Source organism: Trueperaceae bacterium, from assembly GCA_023954415.1.
Lineage (GTDB): Bacteria > Deinococcota > Deinococci > Deinococcales > Trueperaceae > JAAYYF01.
In genome coordinates this window covers 423,668-443,412 of record JAMLIB010000001.1, presented here as the reverse complement: position 1 = coordinate 443,412, position 19,745 = coordinate 423,668, and the positions used below count along the sequence as shown (strand labels likewise).

The following is a 19,745-nucleotide window of genomic DNA, read 5'->3' as shown; positions in this document are numbered from 1 at the left end:
GGCGCACTCAGGCCGGTTCGATCCGGAACAGCACCTGGCCGTACTCCACCGGCTCACCGTTCCCGACCAGCACCTCACGCACGACACCGGCGCCCTCCGCCTCGATCTCGTTCATGAGCTTCATGGCCTCGATGATGCAGAGGACGGTGCCGGCCGCGACCCGGTCGCCGACCTTGACGAACGGCCCGGCATCGGGGGCGGGCGAGGCGTAGAAGGTGCCGACGATGGGCGCCTGCACCTCAACGAGCTTGGAGGCGGGCGACGAGGCCGACGCCACGACGGGAGAGGCGGCTTCCTGCGCCGGCGCCGATGGCTGGACGGCCTGCACGGGAGCCTGCTGCACGGGGGCCGCGGCGGGCGGCAGGTAAGTGATCGTCTGCGTGGCCTCCTCGCCGCGCTTGAGGGTCAGCTTGTAGTCGCCCGTCTCGTAGGTGAACTCCCGCACGTCCGTGGCCGCGAGGGCCTCGAGGAGACGGCGGATCTCCTTCACGTCCACGTCAGGCCCTGCCCAGGTAGTCACCGGAGCGGGTGTCTACCCTGATGACCTCGCCCTGTTCGATGAAGAGGGGGACGTTGACCACCGCGCCGGACTCGAGCTTGGCCGGCTTGGAGCCGCCCGAGACCGTGTCGCCGCGCACGCCGGGGTCCGTCTCGACGATCGTCAGCTCGACGACGTTCGGCAGGGTGACCTTGAGCGGCTTGCCGCCGTAGTAGTCGACCGTGACCTCGGTGTTCTCCTTGAGGAAGCGGGAGCCGTCGCCGATCTGGCCCTTGGTGAGGATGGGCTGCTCGAACGTCTCGAGGTCCATGAACGTGTACTCGTCGCCGTCGCCGTAGAGGAAGCTCATCTGGCGGTACTCGATGAAGATGTCCTGCAGCTTCTCGGTGGCGTTGAACGAGCGCTCGACGATGGAGCCCGTCTCCAGGTTGCGGAACTTGGCCACCATCTTGGCGCCGCCGCGGCCGATCTTCTGGTGTTGGTAGTCGACGCATTCCCAGAGGCCGCCGTCCATCTCGACCTTGGTGCCGTTCCTCAGGTCAGTCACGCTGATCATCTAGTAATCCTCCGACGCGCTTGCGCCGCGGGGCGGCTCGATCTCGCGAGCTCCCGACCGCGCGGTAGCAGGGCTCAAGACGGCTCAAGCTTACCACCCGGGCCGTAAGGGCCTAGCGACCGCCGGGTCCGCTAGGCCGCCCAGGCCCCCGGGGCGACGGCCTAGCCCGCCCCGGCCCGCAGGTCGATGACGGTCGGCTCGAGGCGGGCGGCCGTGACGAGCTCGGCGTAGCGCTCCGGCGTCAGCTCGCCCTTGGCGCCCTCCATGGCGACGAAGGTCGCCTCGAGCAGGTTCGTGCCGACGCTCCGTCCACCGAAGCGCGGCGTGGTCGTGATCAGCTTGCTCGCCCCCCTGAGCCGGAGGAACTCCACGTCATCGGAGGTCGTCGTGTTCGTCAGCACGACCTTGCCGGCGAGCGAGGCCGGGGCATAACGCTTGATGAAGTGCCAGTCGCCGGCCAGGACCTCGGCCCAGTCGTAATAGCGGGCGAACTTGCGCTCGTCCGGCTCCTTCTCCTGAGCGCTCCCGGTCGGGTACAGCCACTTGAAGGGCACCTGCACGACGATGGGCGCCAGCACGTTGGCGAGGCGCACCAGACCCCCTAGCGTGCGGACGGGCACGGGCAGGCCGAGCGCGAACACGACGTCGCCGTAGAAGACGTCCGCGCCCTGGCGCGCCAGCTCCTCGGCCATGCCGAAGCGGTCGACGGCGGACACCATCAGGACGCGCCTGCCGGGCCAGGCGAGCGTAGAGGCGAGCGCCCTGATGCTCATACGCTCCAACGTGTTCTTGAGGCCGGCGCCGCAGACCACGGGCGTGAGCGTGGCGGCGCGCGCCAGGCGCAACGCGTCGCGCACGTAGTAGCGCTTGTCCTTGACGGCGAAGTAGAGGTCGATGCCGCCCAGCCCGATGGCGTCGACCTTGCCGTCGAGCTCCGCGATCATGGCGCGCGCCGCCGCGAGATCGCCGCCCGTGCCGACGCGCCTGAGGCGCACGCGCCTGCCGAGCACCTCGACCTCCTGGTCCGTGTCGCGCTTCACCGAGCCGAGCGAAACGCTCACGACGTCGAGGACCCGGTCGCTCATAGGACCATCCTCACGACGGGACACCGGCTCACGCTAGCCGCTTCGCGTACCACTCGAGGAGCGGGCGGGCGTCGATGGCGAAGCGGTAACCGAGGCTCTCCCAGAACGCCTTGGCGCGCGGGTTCTCCCCGTAGATGCTCGCGAGCAGCCGCCGGCTGCGCCCCTTGAGGCGCCCTTCCAGGTCGAGGGCGCATGCGCGACCGATGCCGTGACTCTGCATGTCGCCTCGCACGAGCATCAGGTTGACGGTGGCGTCCCCCGCCTCCGGGTAGTCGAGCTTGTAGTCGAGGTAGCCGACCACGGCCGCTCCCGTAACGGGGTCGATGCCCGCCCCCGCGCCTGCGCTCTCGGGCTCGACGAGCACGATCTCGACGTGCCGGCGTGGGTCGTTCGAGGCGGTGGCAAGGTCGGTGCGGACCTCGTCGACGGTAGGCACCGGGATCGAGATGACCTCGAAGTAGCCCGGGGTCGCCTGGTACAGCTCCTGGATGGTGGCCGCGTCGGCGGCCGAGGCGGCGCGCGTACGCACCGGGGAGAGAGTCGGAAGCAAGCCGGTCACCTCTTGGGTCAGAGCGCTGTCGTCACGCCGCTGTCCGAAGCGCCGAACGTGATGCGCGTCGCCGCGTCGGGGCACCAGGGGATTCTATCAGCGCGGCCCCGTCCGCCGTCGTGTCGCGCCTCTCACATCGGCTGGCGCCGCCTTCCCGCCGTCGTCCGAGCCCGGTCGGCGTGGGCGGCGCGCGAGCGGCGCGACCCGGCACGCAAGCGGGGTGGGCGGGCCGCGCTGGAGGCCCCGGCCGTCGCGCGCGCCCGCGTGGCTAGCCTGCTATCCCCAGGGGTGCTAGGATCGGCCGAAGCGAGAAGCAAAATGGAGGAGATTTTGTCAGAGGTCATGCCCAGCGGAAGTGACAGGGCGCCGGTAGCCAAGGCGCAGGACGCGTTCACGAAGGCCCTCCAGTTCCGCAGGGCGGACGAGGCCGTGAGCATGGGCATGCACCCGTACTTCAAGGCCATCGCCTCGCAGCACGGCGGCACGGTCACGGTCGCGGGCCGGGAGATGGTCATCACGGGCTCGAACGACTACCTGGGGCTGACCCAGGACCCGCGCCTCAAGGAGGCGGCCAGGCGCGCCCTAGACGACTTCGGCACGAGCTGCACGGGCTCGCGCTTCCTGACGGGCACCCTGACGCTGCACGAGGAGCTCGAGCGCCGCCTCGCCCTCTTCTTCCAGCGCGAAGCCGTCCTGACGTTCAGTGCCGGCTTCCTCGGCTGCCTCTCCGTCGTCTCCGCGCTCGCCGGCAGGCACGACATCCTCTACTACGACCGGGAGAACCACGCCTCGCTCTACGACGCCGCGCGCCTCTCCTACGCTACTTTGCGCAAGTACGAGCACGGCGACCTGGCCGACCTGGAGCGCATGCTCGAGGCGGACGCCGGCAAGCCGGGCGGCAGGATCATCGTCACGGACGGCGTGTTCTCGATGAGCGGCCATATCGCCGACCTGCCGGGCATCGTGAGGCTGAAGAAGCGTTACGGTGCGCGCCTTATCGTCGACGACGCCCACGCCAGCGGCGTCCTCGGCAAGCACGGCCGCGGCACGGGCGAGCATTTCGGGCTCGAGCACGAGGTCGATGTCATCGTCGGCACCTTCTCCAAGTCGTTCGCCAGCGTGGGCGGCTTCATGGCCGGCGACCGCGCGGTGGTGAACTACGTCAAGCACCATGCCAGGCCCTTCATCTTCACCGCGGCCCTGCCGGCCATGCAGATGGCCGCCGCCCTCGAGGCCCTCGACATCATCGAGTCGGAACCGGAGCACCTCGACAAGCTCTGGCGCAACGTGAAGCACCTGCGGGACGGCATGAACGCGCTCGGGTTCGACACCCTCGGGTCGCAGACCCCGATCGTGCCCGTCCTGATCGGGCCGGACGAGCTCGCCATGGCGTTCTGGAAGGCGCTCTGGGAACTAGGCGTCTTCACGACGCCCGCCCTGCCACCAGGCGTGGCCCCTGGCAGGTCCATCATCCGCACGAGCGTCAACGCCAACCACGAGCCCGAGCACCTCGACCGCCTCCTGCACGCATTCGCGGAGGTCGGCAGGCGTTTCGGCGTCATCTAGAGCGCGCATGGTCAACGTCGAGCGCGTCAGCGGTCGCCGAGCGTTCAAGGAGTTCGTCCTCTACCCCTACCGGAAGTACGCGTCGGACCCCACGTGGGTGGCGCCGCTGCGTGTCTCCCAGTTCGAGCTCCTCGACCCCAAGAAGAACCCGTTCTTCGAGCACGCGCGCGCCACCCTCTACCTGGCGCGCGAAGGCGGCAAGGTCGTCGGCCGCATCGCGCTGCTCGACGACGACCTCCACAACGAGACCCACCCGGAGGACGACCTCGCCTTCTTCGGCTTCTTCGAGGCCGAGAACGAGGCGGTGGCCGCGGCGCTGTTCGCCGCGGTGGAGGCGGAGGCGCGTAGCTTGGGCAGGCGCGCGCTGCGCGGGCCGGTCAACCCGACGATGAACGACGGCGCCGGCTTCCAGCTCGACGCCTTCGACGAGCTGCCCTACGTGATGATGCCGCAGAGCCCCGCCAAGTACCTCGCCTGGGCGACGGCCGCCGGCTACGCCAAGGTCAAGGACCTGTACGCCTTCCACCTCGTCAACGAGGGCCGGGTCCCCGAGCGCGTCAAGCGCCTCGTCGACCGGGCGCGCGAGCGGTACCGGCCGGTGATCAGGACGGCCGACATGAAGCGCATCCACCAGGAAGTGAAGGTCCTCCAGCGCATCCACCACGCGGCCTGGGAGAAGAACTGGGGCAACGTCCCCTTCACGAACTCCGAGATCGAACACCTGGCCAACGACCTCAAGATGATCGTCGATCCGGAGATGGCGCTGTTCCTCGAGTACAAGGGCGAGCCGGTCGCCGTGTGCATCGCCGTCCCGGACCTCAACCAGGTCCTGGCGCGTTTCGACGGTCGTCTCATCACCGGGATCCTCCCGCTGCTCCGGCGCAAGCGGATCGTGAACCGCGCCCGGCTCATGATCCTCGGCGTGCTGCCCGAGCACCGCAACCGCGGCTTCGACCTGGTGCTCATCGACGAGGTCGTGCGTCGCTCCAAGGCGGTCGGCATCGAAGAGGGCGAGTGCGGCTGGACCCTGGAGGACAACCACGCCATCAACCGGGCCATCGAGGCGGTCGGAGGGAAGCGCTACAAGACGTACCGGCTGGTGCAGAAGGAGTTGTGAGCGGCCCCGGGACCGGCCGTGGCGGCGCCCTGCGGCTCGTGCTGGCCGACCTCGGCGAGCTGGCGCCGCGCGGGGAGCGCGCCAAGTACTGGTTCTTGCTGTTCGCCTCGCTCGGTCTCCAGGCCGCCTTCTGGTACCTGGCCACCCCGGGGCCTACCCTCCTGCGCCTCGCGCCGCAGGACCCGGTGACGGCCCTGAGCAGCGTCGCTTGGTCCGTCGTGCTCCTCCTGGCCGTCCCCGCCGTCCTCTACCGCGCGCTGATAGGCCGCCTCGAGTGGGCCGGGCTGCGCCTCGGCGACTGGCGCTTCGGGCTCGCCGCCGCGGTCCCGCTCGCCGTCGGCGCCGCGGTGCTGATGGCGTTCGCGAGCTCCGACCCCGGCCTAGCGACCACCTACCCCTGGCCAGGTCCGTGGGCGGGCCGCAGCCTCGCCACCATGGCCATCTGGCTCGTCGCCTACGCCTGCTACTACCTCTCGTTCGAGGCCTTCTATCGGGGCTTCGTGCTCGACGTCGCCACGCGCGCGGCCTCGCCGGCGGCGGCCGTGTGGTTGAGCGTCGTGATGGCGACGCTCGTGCACCTCGGCAAGCCCGTCGTCGAGGTGCTTGCGGCCGCCCCCGCCTCGCTCCTCTTCGCGGTGCTGGCCGTGCGCTCGCGGTCCGTCCTCTACCCCGCCCTGCTGCACCTGGTCATAGGCCTCTCGCTCGACGTGGCGGTCCTCGCGCGCGCCGGACACCTGCTCAACTGACCCGCTACCTGATACCGTCGAGGCGATGAAGGTACTCGTCACCGGAGCCCACGGCTTCCTGGGGAGTCACGTCAGCGAGGCCCTGCTCGCCAACGGGGACGCCGTTCGCGCTCTCGTCACCCCCTGGGGCTCGGACGCCAACCTCGCCCACCTCATGGGCGACGAGCGCCTCGAGGTGACGCGAGCCGACCTCACCGACGAGGCGAGTGTGCGCGGGGTCTGCGAGGGCGTCGACGCCGTCGTCCACGCCGCCGCCCGCGTGGCCGACTGGGGTCCGTGGGACGCCTTCTACCGCACCAACGTGGTCGGCACGAGGGCGCTGCTGCACGAGGCGGCAGGCGCGCGGTGCTCGCGCTTCGTGTTCGTGTCGAGCGTCGCGGTCCACCGCTACTCGGGGTTCAGGAACGCCGACCCCCGCACGCAGCCGCGCGACAACGTGCGCAACGCCTACGCCTACTCGAAGATCCTCGCCGAGGACCTCGTGCTCGGCGAGAAGCGGCTCGAGGGCGTCGTCGTGCGCCCGGGCCTCTGGCCGTTCGGCGAGCGCGACGCCACGTTCGGGAGGGTAGCCAACGCCATCCTGACCGGCACGCTGCCGCTCGTGCGCCGCGGCGCCACGGTCATCAACACGGCCTACGCGCCCAACTTCGCCCAGGGGGTGGTGCTCGCCCTCCACGCCCCCGCCGCCGCCCGCCACGTGTACGTGCTCGCCGACAACGGCATGCCGAGCTGGCGGGAGCTCTTCGACGCCATCGCGGAGGCCGTCGGCGGAGGCTCTCCTCGCCTGCGGCTCCCGGGTAGGCCGACGCGCGCGCTCGCCACGGGCGTCGAGGCGACCTGGTCGACCCTCTTCCCACGCACCGAGCCGCCCGTGACCAGCTACCGGGCCGGGCTGATGCTGAACGACGTCCACTTCTCCTTGCGCCACGCCGTGGAGGAGCTCGGGTACGCGCCGCGCTACACCTGGCGCGAGGGTATCGCCAGGAGCGTCGCCGCCTTGGGAGGCGCCCTCGGCGCCGCGCCGGGCGCGGCGCCGAGCGGCGGCAAACGCCAACGCCCCGGCCAAGCGGGACACAAGCGGTGAGGCGACGCAGCGTCTTCTTCGCCACCATCGCGGCCGGCGGCGGGCACGTCGCCACGGCGACGGCCCTCTCCGAGGCGCTGCACGCCGACCACGCGGGCGAGTTCGAGACCCGCGTAAGCGACGTCATGGCCGAGTTCGGCGCCGCCGGGCTCGACCGGCGCCACAAAGCGCAGTGGAAGGCCCTGCTCGCCCAACCGCGGCTCGTCAGGTGGGGGCAGAAGGTCATGGACCTGACGCCCGCCGTGACGCGCGCCTCGCAGGGCGCGCTCCTCGACTCGTTCGCGAGAAGCATCGCCAAGGAGCTGAACGAGCTCGCCCCGGACCTCGTGGTCGCGAACCACGGCTGGCTCGCGACGGTCTTCGCAGCGGCGCGCCGCCGGTACGGGCTCCGGACGCCCGTCGTCGTCTTCGCGACCGAGCCGTTCGACGCCAGCGCGCTGTGGTCGGAGCCACGTTCGGAGCTGGTGCTGGCACCCAGCCTGGCGGCGGCGGCCGACCTCGCGCGCCTGGGCGTGCACGAGGACAGGCTGCGGGTCGTGGGCTATCCGGTCAGGCAGGCCTTCCTCCATCCGAGCGCGCGCGGCGCCGCGCGCGCCGAGCTCGGCCTCGCCCCGGGCTTCACCTGCCTACTGTCGTTGGGGGCGGAGGGCGTCGCGGGCGAGGCGGTGGCCATGGTGGAGCGCCTGCTCGCGAGCGGCGTGGCCGTGCTGGCCGTGGCCGGGCGGAACGTTGAGTTGCGGTCGCGGCTGGAGGCCTTGAGCGAGGCGCGCACGGGCCTAACGGTGTTCGGCTTCACGGACAGGATGGCCACGCTCCTTGCCGCAGCCGACATCGTCGTTGGCAAGGCCGGGCCGGCCAGCACGATGGAGGCGTTGGCCGTCGGCAGGCCCGTTCTCGTGACGGCCTACGCCGGCCTGAACGAGCTGGCGGTGGTGCGGTTCCTCGAAGCGCATGGGCTCGGCGGCTTGACGAAGGTCGGCGAGGTAGGCCTGGCGGCGGCGACCTGGCACGACGCCCCGGAGCGCCTCGCCGAGGCGGCTCGCACGGCCGCCGCCCTCGACTTCCCGGGCATGACGTCGCGCTCAGCCGCGCTCATCGGCGCGCTGGCGCGCGGCGAGACGCTCCCCCCCGCGGACTCGACCGCACTGGGCCGCTTCGAGAGCGTGAGCAAGGCGACCCTCGCCGCCGCTCGAGACCGCCGGGCCGTACCAGTACACTGGCCCACGTGAGTACGCTCTGGCGCATGGCGCTGCGCAACCTCTTCAGACACCCCTGGCGCGCACTCGCCACCACCCTTGGCATCGGACTCGGCATCGCCGCGGTGCTCACGACCCTCTCCGTCGGGGCCAACGTCGAGGCGAACCTGCGCAGCGCGCTACAAGCGGCGGCCGGCAAGGCCGACCTCGTCGTTACGCCCGGTCCGGGAGGCCGGGCGGTCTTCGATGAGGAACCGCTCCTCGCCGCCGTCAGGGCAACGGCAGGCGTCAGGACCGCCTACCCCGTGCTCCAGACGCGCGCGGAACCGGTCCGGTCGGAGCGCGTCGTGGACCGTTCGGTCATCCCGGGCATCGACAGCGGCTTCCAGATCCAGGGCCGCCTCACGGAACACCCTGACGACCTGCCAGCGAGCCTCGACGGCGGCACGCTGCCCGCCCCCGGGTCGCTCGGCATCGCCATCGCGGACGGCTTCGCGCGCTCGCGGGGGATCGCGGTCGGCGACTCCGTGGCGTTCACCACCTCGGGCGGGCCAGCAGAGCTCACCGTGACCGGGCTCCTGGACGACGCCGTCGGGGTAGCGAGCACCAACGGGGGCCGCGTGGGCATCATGCACCTGGCCGACCTCCAACGTGTGCTCCGCCTGGAAGGGCGCGTCTCGAACCTGGAGGTTGAGGCCGTCAGCGCCGACCAGGTCGACGCCACGAGGCTCAGGCTCGCCGCCGTCGTCGGGGACGACTACACCGTCACCCTGCCAGCCACGACCGGTGACTTCACGTTCGGCATCGTCCAGACGTTGCAGTCGGGGCTGAGCGTACTGGCCGCCACGCTCCTCGCCCTCGGCGCGTTCCTCGCCTACAACAGCCTCATGGCGACCGTGGTCGAACGGGGCGGCGAGTACGCGCTACTACGCACCATCTGCATGACGCGCGGCGGCATCAGGCGGCTCGCCGTCTACGAGGCGGTGGTGCTCGCCGGCCTTGGCGTAGTGGCCGGCGTCCTGCTCGGCATCGCGCTCTCCTACCTCATGACGTACGTGAACGCCGCCACCCTCGGTTACGAGTTCAGGACGCTCGTGATCCCCGTCAAGAACGTGGTGGTGGCGAGCGTCCTCGGCGTGGCGGCGGCGCTCGTGGCCGGCGTCGTCCCCGCGCTGAACGCGGGCAAGGCGTCGCCGATAGCCTCGCTCCAGGCGACCGCCGGCCCCGTGGCGCGGAGCACGCTGTCGCTCGGCCTGCTCGCGACCGGGCTCGGCGTGGTCGCGGCCCTCCTGCCGTGGCCCGGCACCGCCGCCCTCTACGCCACTACCGCGGCGCTCGGGCTCTTCTTCGTAGGCGTCTCGCTCACCGCGCCCGCCCTGCTGCCGACCGTCAGCCGCATGGCGAGGGGCCCGCTTACCAGGCTCCTCGGCGCCCCGGGCCGGCTCGGCGCGGACGCGGCCCAGCGCAACGCCGGTCGCAACGGCGTGGCGATCGGCACCGTCGTGGTCGGCACGGGCCTCGTGATCGGCGTCGGGAGCATGGTGGCGAGCACCAACCGCGCCATCTCGGACTGGATCGACACGACCGTCGTCGGCGACCTGTTCGTGACGACCCCCGTCACGTTCCCGGACGACTTCGGCGCGCGGGCCGGCGCGGTACCCGGCGTCGACGTCGTGAGCGGCGTCAAGATCACGGCCGTGCGGTTCAGGGAGCTGGCCGATGACCAAGGGCCGGCGAGCGCTGGTCAAGGACCGGCGGCCGACAGTCGCGGGCGCTCCGTCGCGCTCGTGCTCGTGGACCCCGAGCGCTTCAACCCGCGGGGCGGCTTCGGGCGCTTCCAGTACCTGCCCGGTCAGGGCGACGACGAGGCGGGCTACCGCGCGCTCGTCGCCGGCCAGATGCTAGTGGCCAACACCATGCGCGACCGCTACGGCATCGGGCGCGGCGACAGCGTGGAGCTGCGGACCTCGGACGGCTTCGAGGCGTTCCCGGTGGGCGGCGTGGTCGTCGACTTCACGGGCGGGGGCGAGGCCGTCATCGGCAGCATCGGGAGCATCGAGCGGTTCGGGGGCGGCAACCCCAACCTCTACATCGTCACCGTCCTCCCGGGCGACACGCAGGCGGCGGTACGCGAACGGCTCATCGCGGCCTTCCCGGAGCTGGCCCTCGACGTCACCCTCAACGCCGACTACCGCCAGCACATCCTCGCCGTTACGAGCCAGGCGTTCGCCACGACGCGCATCCTCCTCGCCATCGCCGTGCTCGTGGCGGCGCTCGGCGTAGCCAACACGTTGGGCATGAACCTCGTCAACAAGGGCCACGAGATCGCCGTGCTGCGCACCATCGGCTTGACGCGGGGCGGGGTGCGGGCGCTCGTGACGGCGGAAGGCGTGATCGTGACGGCCATCGGCGCCGTGATCGGCGTCGGCTTCGGCCTGCTCCTCGCCAACGTGATCACGAACGGCGCGGGCGCCCTGACGGGCTTCGTGCTGCAGACGCGGCTGCCGTGGCACCTGGTGCTGCTTGCCCTGCTGGCGTCGCCGGTCGTCGGGCTCGTCGCGTCGCTCTTCCCTGCCCGGCGGGCGGCCCGCATGGCACCGACGAAAGCCTTCGCCTCCTGGAGTGAGCATGTCTGAACGACCCTTCTCGATCTCGGCCCGCGACCTGCGCAAGACCTACCACCTGGGCGACGAGACCATCCCGGCGCTGGCAGGGGTCACCCTCGAGGTCGCCGTCGGCGAGTTCGTGGCCGTCATGGGCCCGAGCGGGAGCGGCAAGACCACGCTGCTGCACATGCTCGGACTCCTCGACCAACCCGACTCCGGCGCGGTGGAGGTGGCGGGGCGGAAGACGGCCGGGCTATCCGACGACGAGCTGACGGCCATGCGCCGCGACCACCTGGGCTTCATCTTCCAGTCGTTCGAGCTCATCCCGTCCTTGAGCGCCCGGGAGAACATCCTCCTCCCCGCCGAGGTGGCGGGGCGCCTCGCCGAGGCCCGCGCCAAGCTCCCCGGCCTCACCGCCCTGCTCGGCATCGAGGACCGCCTCGACCACCGGCCACGGCAGCTGTCCGGCGGTCAACGTCAGCGGGTCGCCCTCGCGCGCGCGCTCATCAACGACCCGGCCGTGGTCCTGGCCGACGAGCCGACCGGCAACCTCGACACGAAGACCGGCGCCGAGGTCCTCGCCCTCCTCCGGCGCGGGGTGGACGAGTCCGGCTGGACCGTCGTGATGGTCACGCACGACCCGGCCGCCGCCACGGTCGCGGACCGCATCGTCTTCTTGCGCGACGGCCGCGTGGCCGGGGACGTGAGCGCCAAGGGCACCGAGGTCCGTCAAGCGATCGACATGTTCCTGGCCAGCTGAGCGTCCGGACATGTTCAGGGCACTCGCCGGACTCGTAGCTCGTTACCCACGTTGGGTGTTGGGCGCGTGGTTCGTGGTGAGCGCCGTGTCGCTGCCGTTCGCCTCGCGGGTCGGCGACGTGTTGAACGCGCAGCCGGAGGCACCCCGCGATGGCACCGCGGCCGCGGTCCAGACCCTGCTCGCCACGGCGTTCCAGGGCGGCGAGGAAGTGACGCTCGTGGCCGTCGCGCACGGCGTGAGCGTGAGGGCGGGAAGCCCCGAGTACGCCGAGGCCCTCGACGACGTGAAGACGCGCCTCCTGCGCATCCCGGGAACGACCTCCGTGCGCGACTACCGCACCGCGAGCGGCCTCGACCTGCTCGACGAGGCGAACGACCTCTCGGTGCTCCTCGTCGGACTCGACGCCTCCGGCCTGACCGAGGGCAAGCGCGTCACCGAGGCCGTGCGCGCTGCCCTCGACAGCGTCGGGGCGCTGCGCTTCGACCTCTCCGGCGGCCCGGCGACCGTCGTCGAGCTCGAGCAGGTGAGCGAGCGCGACGCCCGCCGGGCCGAGGTGTTCGGCCTGCCCATCTCCCTCCTCATCCTCGTGGTGGCGTTCGGGGCGGTCGTGGCGTCCGTGCTGCCGCTCCTCAGCGCCGTCACGACGATCGTCACGTCGTTGGGCCTGCTGTACTTCGTAGGCCAGCAGATCGAGTTCGCCGTGTTCACCGAGACCATCGTCACGATGCTCGGGCTGGCGACCGGCATCGACTACGCGCTGCTCATCGTCAACCGCTTCAGGGAGGAGTTGCGCAGCACGTTCGACGCGCGCAAGGCCGCCGCGCGCACGGCCGAGACGGCCGGCAAGGCCGTGGCGTTCAGCGGCCTCACCGTGATAGTCGGGCTCATGGCGCTCCTCGTGCCGCCCGTCGCGTTCATCCGCTCCATCGGGGTCGGGGCCATGGTCGTGCTGTTCGTCAGCGTCCTCGTCGCGATCACGGCGGTGCCCGCCACGCTCGCGCTCCTCGGGCACCGCGTGAACTGGCTGCGCGTGACGAAGCGCGAGCCCGGGCTGCGCAGCCGCGCGTTCTGGCGGGGCCAGGCCACGCGCATCATGCGGCGTCCGCGCTTCTGGTTCGTGACGGGCGTGCTGGTGCTCGTCGGCCTCTCGCTACCGGGGCTCAGGATGCAGGTGGCCGACCCGGGCGCCCGCGGCCTGACATCGAGCACCGACGCCCGGCGCACCCTGAACGCGCTCGAGGGGCTCGGGCTCGAGGGACTGCTGAACCCGTTCGACGTCGTCGTCGACTTCGGCCCGGAGGGCTTCTACCGGCCCGAGAACGTGCGCAAGGTCTCGCTCCTCACGCAGCGGCTGCGCGAGCTCGAGCACGTGGCCGGCGTCTCGTCGCCCATGGCGCTCGAGAGCATCCCGAAGCTCTTCCTCTACCAGTACTACGCGACCGCCGAGCTCGCGCTGGCGAGCGAGATCGCGCCGCTCGCCCGGGCGACGGTGTCGGGCGACGGCCGCTACGCCCTCGCCAAGCTCGTTCCCGTCGGGGCGCTCACGCCGGCGCAGGGGGCGCAGGTCTACGAGGGGATCGAGGCCGCACTCTCCGAGCTGGGCCTGCGAGGCGCGATCGGCGGGGTGTACGTGCAGGGGACCGAGTGGACGCACGCGCTGTACGCCTACTTCCCGCTCGCGCTCGCGCTCGTGGCCCTCACCACGGCGTTCCTCCTCGGCATGGCCTTCAAGTCGCTCCTCATCCCCATCAAGGCCGTGCTGCTCAACGCCCTCACCGTCTGCGCCGCGTTCGGGGTCATGACGCTCGTCCACCAGGACGGGATCCTCTACCGCCTGTTCGGGCTGGGCGAGGTCCTGGGCTACGTCGACACGTCCGCCCCGCTGTTCATCTTCGCCATCGTCTTCGGGCTGAGCATGGACTACGAGGTCTTCATGGTGGCGCGCATCCACGAGGCGCACGAACGGGGCATGTCGGACCACGACGCGGTCGCCACCGCCATCTCGACTACTGGCGGCGTCATCACGAGCGCCGCCGCCGTCATGGTGACGGTGTTCGCCCTGCTCATCTTCTCGCACGTCGAGCTGATCCGCACCCTGGGGCTCGGCCTGAGCGTGGCGGTGATCCTCGACGCGACGCTCGTCAGGCTCGCCCTCGTCCCGTCGGTGATGACGCTGGCGGGCAGGTCGAACTGGTGGCTGCCGCGCTTCGGAGCGCGCCGCTCTGGCGAGCACGAGTGAACCGCCCCGGTCGCGCAGAGCCGCGGACGCCGGGCGGGCCGTCGGCCGCGACGCGCGGCGGCGGCCGGCGCGCTCGCCGCGTCACGTCGGGCGCCGGCGCGCTCGAGCGTCGCGCACTGCGTCGTTAACGCAACGCGTCGCGCAGGATGGTGGTCGCGCCCAAGGTCGTGGTCGCTATGCCGGGCGCGTCGAGGCGCCACGCGCCGTTCACTTGTAGGCTGAGCCCGCCCACGCCCACCGAGGCGGCCTGGACCTGCGCCGCGATGGCCGCGCCGAGCGTGAGGGGGGCGAACGTGAACTCGATGGCTACGGGCACGGTGCCACCGCCCGGCACCTGGACGGGCGCGAGCGCGACGGTAGCGGCCGTCGCGCCGCCCACGGAGAGCGTGGCCTGCGGCACCTCGGCGAGGTAGCCGATGAGGCCGGGGTTCGTCAACTCGCCTCGCAAGCTCAGCCTCACCCGGTCGATCGCCTCGAAGCGCAGCTCCGAGCCCGTGAGGGCCAACTGCGGCGCCGCCAGGCCGGCCGGCCTGGACAGCTCGCCCCGAGCCACGGTGAAGGTCGGGAACCGTTGCGGGGCGCCGAGGACGTCGATGGTGACGGCAGCGTCGAAGCGGTACTGGACGGGGTTGCCGGCGACGAAGTTGGCGATCACGTCGAGCAGGGCCGGGGCGGCGCCGAGGGGCACCTTGACGTCGAGCACGAGCGGCGCGCTGGCGCGGGCAGGGAGATCGATGCCTCCACGGAACGAGGAGGCCGCCGCCCGCGCATCCCTCAGGTACAGGTCGCCGTCGAGGCCGGCGAGGCGCACGCCGACCGGGTTCGGGTTCTCGACGGTGAGCGCCAGGCGGAAGAGCGCGGAGCCGTCACCCACGCCGGGAGGGTCGATGCGGACGAAGCCAGAATCGGCGGCGTTCAGCTTGAACGTCGGCGGTGAGAGGACGGCGGCGCCCGGGGCGCAGGCCGCGAGCAGCGCGGCGCCGGCCAACACGGCAGCGAGGAGCGTGGCGAAAGAGCGGGCCTTCACGCTGCCCAGCGTACCCGGCGCCGCGAGCAGCGCGCAGTCGGTTAGTTCGCAGGTCGGCCGCTACCGGTATCATCCGGCATGACCGCCCCCGAGCCGTCGACCGTGGCGCGCGAGGTGCGCGACGCGGTGGCGGTGCTCACCCTCGACCGCCCGGAGCGCCGGAACGCGCTCTCGCGCGCCTTGCGAACCGACCTCACCGCCGCCCTGGCGTGGGCGGAGAGCGACGCAGCCGTGCGAGCGGTCGTGCTGACGGGAGCGGGCAAGGCGTTCTGCGCCGGCCTCGACCTGGCCGAGTTGGAGGGCACCCTCGCGTACGACGAGGCGAAGCATAGGCGCGACTCCGAGGAGTTGGCAGAGCTCTACCTACGGCTGCTCACCCTCGCGAAGCCGGTGATCGCGGCCGTCAACGGCCCCGCGGTGGCCGGCGGGGCCGGGCTCGTGAGCGCCTGCGACCTCGCGGTGATGGGGCGGGGCGCTACGCTCGGCTACACGGAAGCGCGCATCGGCTTCGTGGCCGCGCTCGTCGGCGTGCTGCTCGTGCGCCAGGTGGGCGAGAAGCACGCCCGCGACCTGCTCCTCAGTGCGCGCCTCGTCGGGGCCGAGGAGGCCGAGCGCATGGGCATCGTCAACACCGTGGTCGCCGACGACGAGGTCCTCGAGTCGGCGTGCGCCAAGGCGGCGGAGCTCGCCCGCAACGCGCCCGGCTCGCTCGCGCTCACGAAGCGGCTGCTCCTCGAGGCGCCGGGCCGTCCCCTCGAGGAGGGGCTGCGGCTGGCCGTCGCCATCAACGTCGCGGCCAGGACGGGCGAGGAGCTCGCCGAGGGAGTGCGCGCCTTCCTAGAGCGGCGCGAGCCACGCTGGCGAGCGTGAGCGCCCGACCCTCGCGTCGCCTCCACGCTCAGCAACACCTTGCTTCGCATGAGGCGACGCAGTACGCTACTAAGCATGTGTAACTTACACACGATCCTGGGCTCGCGCGCATGACGGGTACGCCGCGCGTGCTGCTCCTCTGCGGCGGTCGCTCCGCGGAGCACGAGGTGTCGCTCGCGTCCGCCCGGGCGGTCATGGCGGCCGCCGCAGAGCTGCCCGTCACCCCAATCGTGATCGGCAAGGACGGCAGTCTGCTCGGGCCAGCCGCGTCGCGGCGGGCGCTCGCCCTCGCGCCGGGGCAGGCGCCGACCGAGCCCGCCGCCGAAACCCGATCGGGCGACGCGCGGGCGGACCGGTGGGGCGACGCGCATGATGGCCCACGGGGCGACCTGCAGACGCACCAACCGCATGATTCGCAGGCGGACGAACGAGACGACCCGAGAACGAGCCCACAGGCGAACCTGCAGGCGAACCTGCAGGCGAACCTGCAGGCGAACCTGCAGGCCAACCTGCAGGCGACGTTGCGGGGCTTCGACGTCGTCTTCCCCCTCCTCCACGGTCCTTACGGCGAGGACGGCCGCGTCCAGGGGCTCCTCGACGTGATGGGCATCCCCTACGTCGGCTCCGGCGTCCTCGCCAGCGCGGTCGGGATGGACAAGCTGGCGATGAAGGCGGCGTTCGCCGCCCACGGCCTCCCACAGGTCGCCTACGAGCCCGTCACGAGCCGCGGCTGGCGGACGGCGCCGGAGGAGGTCCGCGCCCGCCTCGGGCGCCTCGGGTATCCGCTGTTCGTCAAGCCGGCCAACCTCGGCTCGAGCATCGGCATCTCCAGGGTGGCGGACGCGGCCGGCCTGGAGGAGGCCTTGGCGACGGCGCTGGCGCACGACCGCCGCGTGATCGTGGAGGCCGCCGCCGTCGGCGCGCGCGAGCTGGAGGTCGCGGTCCTCGGCAACGATGCCCCGGCTGCCAGCCCCGTCGGCGAGGTCAAGTACGCGAGCGCGTTCTACGACTACGAGGCCAAGTACTCCGACGGGCTCGCCGAGCTCTGCGTGCCGGCGGACGTTCCGGAGGCGGTGGCGGCGGCCTGCCGGGAGGCGGCGCTGCGCGCCTTCACGGCCATCGACGCCAGGGGGTTGGCGCGCGTCGACTTCTTCTACCTGCCGGACAGCGGCGCGCTGCTCCTCAACGAGATCAACACCATGCCGGGCTTCACGCCGCACAGCATGTACCCGCGGCTCTGGGCGCAGGCCGGCGTCGCCTTCCCCGAGCTCGTGGGGCGCCTATTGACCCTGGCCCTCGAACCCGGTTAGCCGGCGCGCCGGCCAGCCGGCACCTGCTATACTCTCGCGCAACGCTGCACGATGGAGGCCGGACCGCTACCGAAGCCGACACCAGTACCACCGTAACGGCACCGGCCACCGAGGCTCGCGAGCCGCGAGCCGAAGCGTCCGAGGGTGCGGTTCGCCCACTCGAGAACCTGAACGGGGCGCGGGTGCTCATCCTGAACGCCTCTTTCGAACCCCTGCACGTCTGCTCCGTGAAGCGCGCGGTGACGCTCCTGATGCACGACGTGGTCGAGCGGGTCGAGGACTCCGGCTACTTCCTGCGCTCCCCCAACGCCCTCTTCCCCGTGCCTAGCGTGGTCAAGCTGCACCGCTTCGTGCGCGGACCGTTCAGGCAGCGCGTGGCGTTCAACCGCAAGAACGTCTTCCGCCGCGACGACCACACCTGCCAGTACTGCTCACGCCATACGTTCGACCTGACGCTCGACCACGTGATGCCGCGGAGCCGGGGCGGCGGGACGACCTGGGAGAACGTCGTGGCCTGCTGCAAGGCCTGCAACGCCAAGAAGCGCGACCGGACGCCCGAGGAGGCTGGGCTGCGCCTGCTGCGCAAGCCGTACGCGCCGCGCTTCATGTTCTCGAGCGCCTACGGGGTCATGCCCGACATAGACCCGATCTGGGAGCGCTACCTGCCCGCTCATCGCGGGAGGCCCTGACGCACCCCCGAGCCATGCCCCGCCGTGGGCGTGGGGCGGGCGATCAGCGCGGCAACCGCACCAACAGCGGCGTCTTCTCCAAGGCCGTGAAGCCGAGCGAGGCGAGGATGACGCCGAGCTTGGGGTCGGCCGAGCCCTGGGTCGTGTGCACGTTACCGACCGGGCTCCTCCCCGCCAGCTCGCGCAAGGTGCTGACCACCAGCCGCCTGAGCATCTCGCTGTCGCCCCGGTGGCTCCTGAGCACTCCGACGGCCGTCAGCTCGTAGCTCGCGTCGAGCTCCTGACTCGTGGCGCCGGTGAACGCGTAGCCGACCGGGTCCTGGTCGAGCCCGTCACGCGCCACGAACCAGAGGTCCGGCTGGAACGCCCCGGCCTGGCGCTTCATGTACGACCACCTGGCGTCGCCGACGCGCCCGCCCTCGCACGCCTCGAACAGCTCACGGAAGCCCGCCTCGCTGTCGGGCTGCCAAGCCTCGAGGACGAGCGGCCGCCCGAGGGGCGGGACCTCCGTGAGCTCGAAGCGCATGCGGCGCACCTCGTCGCGCTCGAAGCCGAGCGGCGCGAGCAGGTCCTCGAGGGCGCGCGCCGTGGCGGAGCCGAGCAGGTGGAGTGGCACCGTCACCGCCTCCGGCGCCTCGCGGCCGATCACGTGCTCGATCAGCGCCACGAGCGCCGCCGGGTCGCCGGCATGCCACACGCTCGTGATGGTCGCCGTACGCGCGCCGGCCCCCTTGGCGCGCACCTCGACGAACAAGCCGGCGCTCGGCTCCGAGCCGGGCCGGGAGTTGACGTAGCAGCGCGCGGCGTCGGCCACCGGGTCCTTCAGGCGCGCGTTGAGGCGCACGGCGAGCCCGTGCGGATCGGCGTGCCCCACGAAAGCGAGGGCGCGGCCCATGAACCACACGAGTTCGTCGGGCTCGAGGTTGCGAATCACGAGGACCCAGTCTAGCGTGCCTCGCCGCCAGCGTCACAGACGGGCCTGTCGCCGGTGAGGCGACCAACGAACGGGTCCGTGGCCCGAGGGTCCGGCCAGGCCGTGAGGCGGCTCAAGGTCACGGGCGCGGCCGGCCCGCCGGCGCGGTTATGCTCGTGGGCATGGCTAGCCCGCGCATACTGGCAGGCAGCGCGAAAGGCAGGGTGCTGAAGGTGCCGCCGCGCGGGACGCGGCCCAGCCCGTCGCGCCTGCGCGAGGCGCTCTTCGACATCATCGCCTTCGAGCCCCGCGGACGGTTCCTGGACCTCTACGCGGGCAGCGGCGCCATGGGCCTCGAGGCGGCGAGCCGAGGGTGGGACGCCGTCTGTGTCGACCTGTCACGCTCGGCGGCGGCCGTCATCCGCGACAACGCCCGGGATCTCGGGCTGGGAGTCGAGGTGCTCGTCGGCGACGCGGTGGCGTACGCGCAGGCCCACCCGGGCGAGTTCGACGTCCTCGTCGCCGCCCCCCCGTACCCTGACGACCTGCTGACGATCTTCGCGGCGCTCCTGGCCTCCGGCGCCGTCGGCCCGAGCGGCCTGTACGTGTTCCAACACCCGAGCGAGATGGCCTCGCCAACGCTCCCCGCCCCCCTCGCGGGCGCGGACGTGCGGCGGAAGCAGTACGGCACCAACACGCTGACGCTCGTCAGAGTGCCGGCTTGAGGCCGTAGACGCGGCGCCCCCGGGGGCGCCGTTGCGCCCGAGGCACCGTTGCGGCTGGGGCACCGTTGCGGCTGGGCGCCGTTGCGCCCGAGGCGCCGCGACACCTGGGCGCGCCCCGACGGTCGGCCGCGGCCCCTCGGCACCGACCGGCTCGAAGCCGCTCGTTGACGTTCCACATGCTGCAAGGGACGCGCCGGGTCGCGTGCT

18 protein-coding genes are annotated in these 19,745 nt (G+C 71.9%); 12 read left to right on the top strand and 6 right to left on the bottom strand.

Features of this window, described 5'->3' with window-relative positions; translation table 11 throughout:
- Positions 1 to 7: 7 nt before the first annotated feature.
- The 4 genes from accB to M9914_01960 all read right to left on the bottom strand — a co-directional run bounded on the left by accB (position 8) and on the right by M9914_01960 (position 2,669).
- Positions 8 to 520 (bottom strand): acetyl-CoA carboxylase biotin carboxyl carrier protein, encoded by a 513-nt coding sequence (gene accB, locus M9914_01975; protein ID MCO5172939.1) that lies wholly within the window; start codon positions 518 to 520, stop codon positions 8 to 10.
- The gene (efp, locus tag M9914_01970) at positions 498 to 1,055 is read right to left on the bottom strand and encodes an elongation factor P (protein MCO5172938.1); all 558 of its coding nucleotides are present in this window, start codon (positions 1,053 to 1,055) and stop codon (positions 498 to 500) included. Before efp ends, accB begins: the two co-directional genes overlap by 23 nt.
- 161 nt (positions 1,056 to 1,216) lie before the next feature.
- Positions 1,217 to 2,140: a quinate 5-dehydrogenase gene (locus M9914_01965; GenBank protein MCO5172937.1), complete on the bottom strand. Its 924-nt coding sequence runs from the start codon at positions 2,138 to 2,140 to the stop codon at positions 1,217 to 1,219.
- A gap of 28 nt (positions 2,141 to 2,168) precedes the next feature.
- A complete protein-coding gene (locus M9914_01960) occupies positions 2,169 to 2,669 on the bottom strand; it encodes a GNAT family N-acetyltransferase (GenBank protein ID MCO5172936.1) in 501 nt (166 codons plus the stop codon).
- Between the two features lie 363 nt (positions 2,670 to 3,032).
- On the opposite strand from M9914_01960, the gene M9914_01955 reads away from it, so the two are divergent.
- The 8 genes from M9914_01955 to M9914_01920 are packed head-to-tail and all read left to right on the top strand — an operon-like array spanning position 3,033 to position 14,004.
- Positions 3,033 to 4,256 carry a pyridoxal phosphate-dependent aminotransferase family protein gene (locus M9914_01955; GenBank protein MCO5172935.1) on the top strand — a complete coding sequence of 408 codons (1,224 nt, stop codon included), beginning with the start codon at positions 3,033 to 3,035 and terminating at the stop codon, positions 4,254 to 4,256.
- Between the two features lie 7 nt (positions 4,257 to 4,263).
- Positions 4,264 to 5,373, top strand: coding sequence for a hypothetical protein (locus tag M9914_01950; protein ID MCO5172934.1), 1,110 nt, complete (start codon positions 4,264 to 4,266; stop codon positions 5,371 to 5,373).
- Positions 5,370 to 6,119 carry a CPBP family intramembrane metalloprotease gene (locus M9914_01945; protein MCO5172933.1) on the top strand — a complete coding sequence of 250 codons (750 nt, stop codon included), beginning with the start codon at positions 5,370 to 5,372 and terminating at the stop codon, positions 6,117 to 6,119. The genes M9914_01950 and M9914_01945 overlap by 4 nt, the downstream gene beginning before the upstream one ends.
- A gap of 25 nt (positions 6,120 to 6,144) precedes the next feature.
- The gene (locus M9914_01940; GenBank protein MCO5172932.1) at positions 6,145 to 7,203 is read left to right on the top strand and encodes an NAD-dependent epimerase/dehydratase family protein; all 1,059 of its coding nucleotides are present in this window, start codon (positions 6,145 to 6,147) and stop codon (positions 7,201 to 7,203) included.
- Positions 7,200 to 8,432 carry a glycosyltransferase gene (locus M9914_01935; GenBank protein ID MCO5172931.1) on the top strand — a complete coding sequence of 411 codons (1,233 nt, stop codon included), beginning with the start codon at positions 7,200 to 7,202 and terminating at the stop codon, positions 8,430 to 8,432. Before M9914_01940 ends, M9914_01935 begins: the two co-directional genes overlap by 4 nt.
- Positions 8,429 to 11,035, top strand: a complete 2,607-nt coding sequence (locus M9914_01930; protein MCO5172930.1) for an FtsX-like permease family protein — start codon at positions 8,429 to 8,431, stop codon at positions 11,033 to 11,035. The genes M9914_01935 and M9914_01930 overlap by 4 nt, the downstream gene beginning before the upstream one ends.
- Positions 11,028 to 11,765 carry an ABC transporter ATP-binding protein gene (locus M9914_01925; GenBank protein ID MCO5172929.1) on the top strand — a complete coding sequence of 246 codons (738 nt, stop codon included), beginning with the start codon at positions 11,028 to 11,030 and terminating at the stop codon, positions 11,763 to 11,765. The genes M9914_01930 and M9914_01925 overlap by 8 nt, the downstream gene beginning before the upstream one ends.
- 10 nt (positions 11,766 to 11,775) lie before the next feature.
- Positions 11,776 to 14,004: an MMPL family transporter gene (locus M9914_01920; GenBank protein MCO5172928.1), complete on the top strand. Its 2,229-nt coding sequence runs from the start codon at positions 11,776 to 11,778 to the stop codon at positions 14,002 to 14,004.
- Positions 14,005 to 14,128: 124 nt separating this feature from the next.
- Here the strand turns inward: M9914_01920 and M9914_01915 are convergent, their stop codons facing one another.
- The gene (locus M9914_01915; GenBank protein MCO5172927.1) at positions 14,129 to 15,031 is read right to left on the bottom strand and encodes an LEA type 2 family protein; all 903 of its coding nucleotides are present in this window, start codon (positions 15,029 to 15,031) and stop codon (positions 14,129 to 14,131) included.
- Positions 15,032 to 15,109: 78 nt separating this feature from the next.
- Between M9914_01915 and M9914_01910 the strand changes: the two genes are divergently transcribed.
- The 3 genes from M9914_01910 to M9914_01900 all read left to right on the top strand — a co-directional run bounded on the left by M9914_01910 (position 15,110) and on the right by M9914_01900 (position 17,900).
- On the top strand, positions 15,110 to 15,901 hold the full coding sequence (locus tag M9914_01910; protein MCO5172926.1) for an enoyl-CoA hydratase/isomerase family protein: 792 nt from the start codon (positions 15,110 to 15,112) through the stop codon (positions 15,899 to 15,901).
- Positions 15,902 to 16,011: 110 nt separating this feature from the next.
- Positions 16,012 to 17,211 (top strand): D-alanine--D-alanine ligase, encoded by a 1,200-nt coding sequence (locus M9914_01905; protein MCO5172925.1) that lies wholly within the window; start codon positions 16,012 to 16,014, stop codon positions 17,209 to 17,211.
- A 182-nt stretch (positions 17,212 to 17,393) separates the two neighbouring features.
- Positions 17,394 to 17,900, top strand: coding sequence for an HNH endonuclease (locus M9914_01900; GenBank protein ID MCO5172924.1), 507 nt, complete (start codon positions 17,394 to 17,396; stop codon positions 17,898 to 17,900).
- Positions 17,901 to 17,943: 43 nt separating this feature from the next.
- Here M9914_01900 and M9914_01895 read toward each other — a convergent pair whose 3' ends face one another.
- On the bottom strand, positions 17,944 to 18,834 hold the full coding sequence (locus tag M9914_01895; GenBank protein ID MCO5172923.1) for a hypothetical protein: 891 nt from the start codon (positions 18,832 to 18,834) through the stop codon (positions 17,944 to 17,946).
- Positions 18,835 to 18,995: 161 nt separating this feature from the next.
- On the opposite strand from M9914_01895, the gene M9914_01890 reads away from it, so the two are divergent.
- Positions 18,996 to 19,538 (top strand): RsmD family RNA methyltransferase, encoded by a 543-nt coding sequence (locus tag M9914_01890; GenBank protein ID MCO5172922.1) that lies wholly within the window; start codon positions 18,996 to 18,998, stop codon positions 19,536 to 19,538.
- Positions 19,539 to 19,745 lie beyond the last annotated feature (207 nt).

Bases quoted from the DNA above. Each gene is read 5' to 3' on its own strand.
- efp (MCO5172938.1), bottom strand. From the start codon at position 1,055: ATGATCAGCGTGACTGACCTGAGGAACGGCACCAAGGTCGAGATGGAC.
- M9914_01965 (MCO5172937.1), bottom strand. From the start codon at position 2,140: ATGAGCGACCGGGTCCTCGACGTCGTGAGCGTTTCGCTCGGCTCGGTG.
- M9914_01955 (MCO5172935.1), top strand. From the start codon at position 3,033: ATGCCCAGCGGAAGTGACAGGGCGCCGGTAGCCAAGGCGCAGGACGCG.
- M9914_01950 (MCO5172934.1), top strand. From the start codon at position 4,264: ATGGTCAACGTCGAGCGCGTCAGCGGTCGCCGAGCGTTCAAGGAGTTC.
- M9914_01940 (MCO5172932.1), top strand. From the start codon at position 6,145: ATGAAGGTACTCGTCACCGGAGCCCACGGCTTCCTGGGGAGTCACGTC.
- M9914_01925 (MCO5172929.1), top strand. From the start codon at position 11,028: ATGTCTGAACGACCCTTCTCGATCTCGGCCCGCGACCTGCGCAAGACC.
- M9914_01920 (MCO5172928.1), top strand. From the start codon at position 11,776: ATGTTCAGGGCACTCGCCGGACTCGTAGCTCGTTACCCACGTTGGGTG.
- M9914_01910 (MCO5172926.1), top strand. From the start codon at position 15,110: ATGACCGCCCCCGAGCCGTCGACCGTGGCGCGCGAGGTGCGCGACGCG.
- M9914_01905 (MCO5172925.1), top strand. From the start codon at position 16,012: ATGACGGGTACGCCGCGCGTGCTGCTCCTCTGCGGCGGTCGCTCCGCG.
- M9914_01890 (MCO5172922.1), top strand. From the start codon at position 18,996: ATGGCTAGCCCGCGCATACTGGCAGGCAGCGCGAAAGGCAGGGTGCTG.